The sequence below is a fragment of the Mesorhizobium sp. M7A.F.Ca.ET.027.02.1.1 genome, assembly GCF_004022985.1.
Taxonomy (GTDB): domain Bacteria; phylum Pseudomonadota; class Alphaproteobacteria; order Rhizobiales; family Rhizobiaceae; genus Mesorhizobium.
The window spans coordinates 1-8,072 of record NZ_RZOL01000273.1 but is presented as its reverse complement, the minus strand read 5'-3'; the positions used below and the strand labels follow the sequence as shown (position 1 = coordinate 8,072).

Sequence of the window (8,072 nt, the reverse complement as noted above, 5' to 3'; positions counted from 1 at the left end):
GACCTGACGATCGTTGGAGGAGACCTCCTCAACGATGAGACTCTCGGACCTCCTGTTGTCAACGGCTGCTTGTTCGATAGCGGAAAGCCGGTGCTCATCGTGCCGAAGGGCGTTAAGGCGACGCTGTCGCCTCGACGCGTGCTGGTCGGCTGGGATTCGCGTGTAGAGGCCTCGCGTGCGGTTCGGGAAGCTCTTAGTATCCTATCCGCTGCCAAGGAAGTCTGTGTCGCTATGGTCGATCCAAAGGCGCAAAACAACGGGAAAGGCGCGCAGTCTGGAGCTGACATCGCTGCCTATCTTACTCGGCACGGTGCTCGGGTCTCCGTTGACCTGCTTAAGAGCGCCGGCAAATCGGCGGGCACAGTGCTGACCCAGCACGCGAACGACATCTGTGCTGACATGATGGTTATGGGTGCTTATGGCAGCCGTGGGCTGCGTGAGCGGATTTTCGGCGGTCCGCCGAGCTGGAGCTTTGGGAAGACCACATTGCCGCTGTTTTTGGCTCGCTGATCAGCTCCGTAGGAACACCGATCAGGTCGTAGGACCGCCAACCAGTCCGAAGTCGTCGTCGGTTACCGGTCGGATTGCGGAGACATGGCTGGATCCGCGAACATCTTGCGACGCTTGTCAGAGCCAAACCGGACGCCTCGACTGCTTCACGACGCTCTCGTGAACCAACTCGTGCGAGATCGTCCGCAACGGGCAGTAAAGACGAACGGCTGCAGCAGACCGCAGCCAAGCCACAGGGCGGGTGTACCAGGAGACCCCGCCTCGTGCGCGAACCCTGTTGGAAGGCCCCTTATCAGTACCCGGACGCGCGTCAAATCGGCGGCTGTCCCTGTCAGCCTGCGGTGTGCAAGGGCCGCTGCCGCGGAGCTTCCCCTGCCCGATCGTCGGGCGTGCGACAATGTCGGATTCCAGACGAGCTGGAACTGCGCGAACTCGTTGGTTTGACAGGTCTTTATCCGGCACGCCGCATGCATGGGAGTCTCCGAAAGCATTAAGAGCCGTTATCCATGGTTACGCCCCTCGAAAGAAAGAGCCGCTTCCGTCGTGGCAGGGAAACAGCCACTCCTGGGGTGGAGGCCGGCGCTAGAAGCCGCCGTAAGATCCGGAAGAGCCGCGCGACAGCATCACACACTTTCCTTCTGCTCTTGGGTTCGGATCACGCCGCGCCGCTGTCGATGCCGCCGACATTGAGCCCAAGACCTGGAAGGCGGCACACGCTTTTGCTGTCCTCTCAGTCGGGACCGCGGCTCAAGCATGCCTGTGAGGTTCGCATTGCTCAATGCCCGGCAATCGACGTCAACATGCCGCTGAGTTGGAAAACACTCCTAGAGGAGTAAGGATAAGTGGACCTCTTTTGTATTGGTGTGGGTGCTGGACCATCTAATTTGAGCCTTGCGTGTCAGATACAGGAAGAGATTGCGCAAGGGGCACTGTTCCTGGACCGGGAGGTCGATTTCCGAGGACATCCAGGCAGCGCTTTCGATTGCGCGGAGCTCCAGGTCGGCCACTTCCAGGATCTGGTTACTCTGGTCAATCCGCGATCAGCCTACACATTCGTAAACTACCTCCACGAGAACGGGCGTCTTTACAATTTCCTCAATGCGCAATTTCACGGGGTGCTTAGAGCCGAGTTCGCCCAATATCTCAACTGGGCGTTCCAGAAGAATCCGCTTGTCCGTGGCGGCGAGGCCGTTCGCGAAATCCGCTTTGACGGCGAGTTTCGCGTGCGGACGGACAACGCGGTCCTTGATGCAAGAAACCTCGTCATCGACATAGGCAAGCAGGCGCAAATTCCGCCTCAGTTTCATGGCTGGACTGGACCCAACCTGTTCCACTCATCTGAGTTGGCCCACATCAATCCTGAGGTGCAAAAAAAGCATGTCTGCGTTGTTGGCGGCGGACAGTCGGGAGCCGAGCTGCTACTGCACCTTGTCGGCCGGCCGAAAGAACGGCGGCCCGCGGCGATCACATGGGTCTTGACGCGCGAGATGCCTTTCGACGACCACGCGTTCACAAACGGGCTGTTCACGCCATGCTTCTCGGATCGTTTTGCTGCGATGAGCGAGGTGCATCGACAGCTGTTCCTGCGGCGTTTCGCGCTTGCCTCCGAGGGCATTTCAGAAAGCAAGTTGCGCGCGGTCTATCAGGCGCTCTACCACCACGCCTTTCTCGAGCCACACCAATGCGAGATCACATTGCGGCCAAGTTGCAACGTGTCGCGCTGCATCAATGCCGGAGCAGGGCACAGGCTCACGCTGCAACGCGGCTTGGACAACATCGGAGAAGTAACCGCCGATATCGTCATCCTGGCCACCGGGTACGAGAAACCGCTGCCGGGTTTCCTAGAACCGATCGCAGATCGCCTCGAACAGATCGGCAATGAGCTCGCCATCGGCGAGGATTTTTCGGTGTACTGGGACGGACCGCGAGACCGACGCCTTTTCGTTCAGAACGCCTGCCTTGGACAGCGCGGGCTGGCTGATCCGAACTTTGGGCTGCTGGCCTGGCGAGCGCGCCGCATCCTTGACAGCCTTCTGCGGCGCGCGCCATGCGCCAATCCCGAGCATCTAGGGTTCATCAACCGTCCCTTGACGGAGTGCTGGCCCGACCTCGGAGTCGAACAAATGGGCAGCGGGATATGATTCGTCGATATTGATGATCGGCGGTGGCATTCAGGAAAGATTTCCGCCTCTGGCGGCAAAAGCGGGACGAGCAATATTCCTACGGCGTCAGATCGCTCTGCTCGCGCTTGAGCAAGGTAGCGTCGCGCGACTCCTGCTTGGCGTGAAACAGCAAAGGGCATTCAATCACGATGCAGCTTTACGTGCTGTCGGGCTCAACGCCACGTGGATCGAGCCCAACGCCGCCGTTGGCAACCGCGACGCGAATTATGACGCCGGGCCACATGCGGCGGTGGCTGCAAGGGTACCGAGCCTCTCCCGCACTTTCGACCCCATCGCCGAAGTGCGACTACTCCAGGACGCCGAAGCCGGTCTTATCGCCAGCGGGCCAGCCAAACTCTCACCTTCCTAAACGGCAGCCGCTAAGGTGAGCCGTCGAAAGCCGACATTCAGGTTAACGTCAGCTGGCCGTGTTAGGGCTCGCTTATTCAAGGCGGTACCGGCGCTTGCCGAAGCTAAGAAGGGTTGGCATGCCCTTTGCCGTGCTTGATGTGCGGCAACACGGTGAGAGCTCCGCTGAAGCAAGCGAGAGGGAGCAATGCCCTCGAGACCGTGTCCGATTTTGACTGGAAAATATTCCGCGACAAAAGAGACGAAAGGTGTGGAATGACTTTGGACACCAAGATGGAACTGCGTATGGGGTCCCCGGCTCCTGCGCTGAAAGTGGAGAACTGGCTGCGTGGCGAGCCCCTCACGAGCCTTCGGCCCGGCAAGGTCTACCTCGTTGAATTTTGGGCGACTTGGTGCCGACCATGTGTCCACGCCATGCCCCATTTGATCGAACTGCAGGAGAAATATAAAGACAGCGGATTTGAGATTATCGGAGTCGCAGCTTGCGAAAAGGCTGCAACCGCGGACGAAGCGCGGACCAACGTGGATGCCTGGCTGACCGAGAAGTTCCCGAATCTGAATTATCGGACAGCGTTCGATTGCACTGGCGAAATGAAAAAGCTCTGGCTGGAACCCAGCTCTTCGTTCGGGATTCCCACCTCGTTCGTGGTCGACCGCGACGGCCACATCGCTTATATCGGCCACCCGGCACCTCTCGATGACGTTTTGCCGAAAGTCCTTAACGGCAGCTGGCGCAGCAGCTATGAAGCGAAAGCCGTCGATGCAAAGCGAATCTCGCGTGTGCGCGAATCGTCGCTGAGTCAGCCGATATACGCCAAACTTGGGCCGGCGATGCAGGACGAGGATTGGGCAGCGGCACTATTGGCCATCGAAGAAGGCCTCGCCGTGATGCCAGACTCTTTTGATTTTCGGCGGGTTCATGCGGATATTCTGCTTCACAAGCTGCGCGACATCAAAACCGGCTTGCCGCTTATGCGCGAATTGGTCGAGGACGCGATCAACAAAAAGTTCGAAGCGATGTCTTGGGTGGTGATGGCGCTGAACCAACTCTTCCATCCCACGATCGACAACTCCCATCTTCCGCATGATGATCGCTTTGCGATGGGCAAGGAGCTCTCCGAACAGATCCTGGAACTTAATCCTCCGCAAGGCGATGGAGACTTTAAATTCGGGTGTTACTTTCCGGTCGCTCAGTATTATTACGAGAGCGGCAACAAGGACCGGGCGATCGAGTTGATCGAGGTGGCAATCAAATCGCTGGACCATTCGGAGCCAGTGCCGGACCAAACCAAACAGCGCTACCTCACCTCGTTGCTCCAAGCCCTGGCCAACTACACGGGTGAGCCTGCCTGTCACGCGGGTCTCTGTGTGGCTCCGCAAAACAAGACTTCCGAAACTCAAAACGCTGTCACTTCCTGAGCAAGGATCGCGAAGGGCATGACAATTGGAATTGAACACCGGCAAATCCGCCCGCCCAGGCGCACTTCGCAGCAATAACGTCGATGCCGCAAAAGTGCGCGGCTTGCGGCAGGTGGAATTTCCATTGCGTTTACCTCGGGTCGAACCGCGGCGCAGGCGTTCGCGCCGCGGTGAAAGGTCTCGCATTGGTGGACGTGCTCGAGGTCGGCCACGGGACACTGTTGCGTGGGATCGGCTCGCCCAAGCCATTCCCCGCCCACGCAAGCGCCCGAACCACACATCGCAGAAAAAGAGATCGTCCTTCAAGAGGAGTACTGAAATTGGGGAAAAGCGAAATTCCTCATGAACCGGTTGGCCCTGCTGTCCACGGGGACGGCGAGGCCCTTGCTTCCCCGTTCGTCAAATGCCTCCTGCGGCTCATTCGTACTCAGGATTCCTTCGGCTTATGGGAAGGCCATTCGGATGCCGAGCTGCTGGCCGAGTTCATCATCACCAAGCAACAGCAACGTGCGGTACCCTTTGGCGGCGATCCCGATCCTGACGCGCTGTGGAGGCTCGACATGTTTTACACCGCCGTAGCGCTTGCGATCGAGGAGCGCTCCGGCGTGTCGACGTCGCCAATAATTGGAATGAAGCCCCTGCGGGCTTCCAGCGGTTGGGCGTTCTGTCGAGACGTCCACCGGTTCGGCTTCGAGACTTTCCGCAAACTTGCTGAGGCCGGTACGAAACTGGTCGACGATGCGACTGCAGCCATTGAAGCCTAGCCCGAGATGGAGCGCATCAAGAAACCATTGTTCCAGAAAGGATCTATGTCAGACCTAGATAGGATGAGGAAAAAAGTCTGAAAGCTCCAGTTGCGTGCAGCTATTGCCAAGATGGCATTGCAGGACCTCGTCGAGGGTCTGCCGGGCAAGTGGGCCGACATACAGGAAGTCGCCGAGAAAACCCAAGCCGTTTATGCCGAGTTGGATGTTGCCAAGAGAGAACTCGCTTCAATGAAGAATTTAGGATGATGCGCACATTCACCACCCGTGACGGCTCCATTTGGATGCCGCCGTACCTGACCTCCATCGATAGCAAGACCTGCATCGGCTGCTGCCGTTGTTTCAAGGTCTGCTCGCGCGATGTCATGCATCTTCACGGCGTTGATGATGCGGGTGAAATCCTCGGCCCCTGCGATGACGAGGACGACGATTTCGACGGCAAGCTCAATCGCATGATCATGGTTGTCGATGATGCCGGCCGCTGCATCGGCTGCGGAGCCTGCGGCCGCGTCTGCCCCAAGAACTGCCAGACGCATGTTGCGGCCGACGAGCTCGCAACATGATCTGGCGAAAACCAGGGGAGCGGCGTGCACTTCATCTTTTTGTCGGCTCGTGGGGCTGGTCCTGTGCAGCAATGCGTCGATGGTTTACTTCGCTTTGGATTCGCTCCGTGTGGCAGTCGTCACGACGCTGGCCTGTTCGCTGCTGCTTCAGGCCGGCTCCTTCGGCCGCGTGCTCTTTCTGATCTGGCAGTCTAGCCGCGCTCGTGGAACTCGCCACAGGGGCCAGCATGCCGATGGTTACAGGAAAGCTCGGGTACCAGTCGTCTGACTCTGATCAACTGCGGAATGCAATTTTCAGCTGTGTCCCAGCTAAGTCAATTACCCAGCATGTGCTGCTGCTTTGATGCGCGGATGACATTATCAGTGCTCAGGCCCACACCACTTTTGGTAACCCTCTGATCACTGCGCTGATCGATATAGGGGATCTGTATTTGGCAGTGGGACGCGACCACATTCGGTTTGTCCTTAGGCCGGGAGATGCGGGTGTTGGGTCGATTAGGCACATAAGAGTCATCGCAGCACGCCGGATGCGGTCTGCTTGTCGCAATGACAAACTCGGTGCTGCAATAACGATGAACGTCTTCTGCACCCGCTTCGAAAGACGGGTGGCTTTGATCACACACACCCTTGGGCTGACCGGTGCGTAGCCGGTTCAGGTACTTTTTTGCTGGAGATAGCATGCTGGAAAAATTCGAACGTTATCCGCTCACCTTTGGACCCACGCCGATCGAGAGGCTCGACCGCCTCGGCAAGCATCTGGGCGACAAGGTGGAAATCTACGTCAAACGCGAGGACTGCAACTCCGGTCTCGCGTTCGGCGGAAACAAGCTGCGCAAGCTCGAATACATTGTGCCCGACGCGATCGCGTCAGATGCCGATACGCTCGTCACAATCGGTGGCGTGCAGTCCAACCATACGCGCATGGTCGCTGCGGTCGCCGCCAAGATCGGCATGAAATGCCTCCTGGTCCAGGAGAGCTGGGTCCCACATGATGATGCCGTCTACGACCGGGTCGGCAATATCCTCTTGAGCCGCATCATGGGGGCAGAGGTGCGCCTGGTTGACGAGGGCTTTGACATCGGCATCCGCCGCAGCTGGGAAAAGGCACTTTATGAGGTCAAGGCAAGGGGCGGCAGGCCCTATGCGATACCGGCCGGCGCCTCTGTCCACAAATACGGCGGCCTGGGCTATGTGGGGTTCGCTGAGGAGGTGCGCGCCCAGGAAAAGCAGCTTGGGTTTGCCTTCGACTATATCGTCGTCTGTACGGTGACTGGTTCAACCCACGGCGGCATGCTCGTCGGGTTCGCCAAGGACGGTCGACAGCGCAACGTGATCGGTATCGATGCCTCCGCCATGCCCGCCAAGACTAAGGCGCAGGTGCTTGGCATCGCCCGAAATACAGCGAAGCTCGTCCACCTCGGAGCGGAAATTGTGGAGGCAGACGTGGTGTTGTTCAAGGACTACGCGTATCCGGGTTATGGCGTTCCATCGGAGGAAACCAAAGAGGCAATCCGTCTGTGCGCGCGGCTCGAGGGCATGATTACCGATCCCGTTTACGAGGGCAAATCGATGCAAGGGATGATCGACCTCGTCCAGAGGGGCTTCTTTCCAGAGGGATCGAGGGTCCTCTACGCACATCTAGGCGGCGCGCCGGCGATCAACGGGTACGGCTACACCTTTCGAAACGGCTGACATTCGGCAGACTGCGATTCCGCCGTCCTGCCGTACCGGACGTGCATAACACCGTTCAGCGCTGGGCCGGAAAGGCCGAGGTCAATTTCGCGGACGTCGATGATCTGTAGAACTGTTCATTCGGTCCGCAGAGGGCCGGCGAATCCAATCTCTTCCTATGCCGTTGGCCGTAATCGAAAGACACGAGGCCGGCGAGTTCGTGCTCAGCTGCCACTCTGTTAGCAAAGGAACGGAATCCAATCCCCCGGAGCAGATGGCGAGAGTTGAACGAAGACTGCGGAGCTCTTGCGCTTCCGGGTCTCCGAGGGGACGACTTTGCGAACCGAAGGGAGTTTGATGCGTTGACGTGGCCGGCGTGCGGCAGGTTGGGCCAGCGACAGGGCTCCCAGCCGGCCGGGAAGCACCGCCCTCTTCAATGTGCGTTGACTTCGCTTCCTTTGGCGAAATGTGGGTAACGGCGAGGGCCGCACACTTCCCGGACCCAAATGACCGCCGAGATTCCCGCCCTTTTGGTGCGTTCGCCGTGAGGCGCGACAATTCGGTGCCCGCGTGTAACTGCGCGCATTCGCCGAAGCTTAGACGTGGTGCATTCC

The 8,072-nt window shown here is 58.8% G+C and carries 9 protein-coding genes and 1 pseudogene; 9 read left to right on the top strand and 1 reads right to left on the bottom strand.

What is annotated here, in order from left to right:
* The 9 genes from EN749_RS24775 to EN749_RS24735 form a co-directional block, all read left to right on the top strand.
* On the top strand, positions 1-510 hold a 510-nt coding region (locus EN749_RS24775), incomplete at its 5' end, for a universal stress protein (RefSeq protein ID WP_145990993.1).
* 842 nt (positions 511-1,352) lie between these two features.
* The gene (locus tag EN749_RS24770) at positions 1,353-2,651 is read left to right on the top strand and encodes a SidA/IucD/PvdA family monooxygenase (RefSeq protein WP_063169368.1); all 1,299 of its coding nucleotides are present in this window, start codon (positions 1,353-1,355) and stop codon (positions 2,649-2,651) included.
* 13 nt (positions 2,652-2,664) lie between these two features.
* Positions 2,665-3,042 carry a hypothetical protein gene (locus EN749_RS24765; RefSeq protein ID WP_024505270.1) on the top strand — a complete coding sequence of 126 codons (378 nt, stop codon included), beginning with the start codon at positions 2,665-2,667 and terminating at the stop codon, positions 3,040-3,042.
* A 272-nt stretch (positions 3,043-3,314) separates the two neighbouring features.
* The gene (locus EN749_RS24760) at positions 3,315-4,460 is read left to right on the top strand and encodes a TlpA disulfide reductase family protein (protein WP_063170388.1); all 1,146 of its coding nucleotides are present in this window, start codon (positions 3,315-3,317) and stop codon (positions 4,458-4,460) included.
* A 320-nt stretch (positions 4,461-4,780) separates the two neighbouring features.
* A complete protein-coding gene (locus EN749_RS24755; protein WP_245491496.1) occupies positions 4,781-5,224 on the top strand; it encodes a DUF269 domain-containing protein in 444 nt (147 codons plus the stop codon).
* Positions 5,225-5,314: 90 nt separating this feature from the next.
* Positions 5,315-5,473, top strand: coding sequence for a CCE_0567 family metalloprotein (locus EN749_RS24750; RefSeq protein WP_224571204.1), 159 nt, complete (start codon positions 5,315-5,317; stop codon positions 5,471-5,473).
* The gene (gene fdxB, locus EN749_RS24745; RefSeq protein ID WP_189367684.1) at positions 5,470-5,787 is read left to right on the top strand and encodes a ferredoxin III, nif-specific; all 318 of its coding nucleotides are present in this window, start codon (positions 5,470-5,472) and stop codon (positions 5,785-5,787) included. The genes EN749_RS24750 and fdxB overlap by 4 nt, the downstream gene beginning before the upstream one ends.
* Positions 5,693-6,055, top strand: a complete 363-nt coding sequence (locus EN749_RS39620) for an exopolysaccharide production repressor protein (protein ID WP_348629375.1) — start codon at positions 5,693-5,695, stop codon at positions 6,053-6,055. Before fdxB ends, EN749_RS39620 begins: the two co-directional genes overlap by 95 nt.
* A gap of 410 nt (positions 6,056-6,465) precedes the next feature.
* Entirely contained in the window at positions 6,466-7,479 is a 1,014-nt protein-coding gene (locus tag EN749_RS24735) for a 1-aminocyclopropane-1-carboxylate deaminase (protein ID WP_128364158.1), read from the top strand.
* A gap of 56 nt (positions 7,480-7,535) precedes the next feature.
* Here EN749_RS24735 and EN749_RS39000 read toward each other — a convergent pair.
* Positions 7,536-7,734: pseudogene (locus EN749_RS39000) on the bottom strand (7-cyano-7-deazaguanine synthase); the annotation flags it as partial.
* Positions 7,735-8,072: the final 338 nt, after the last annotated feature.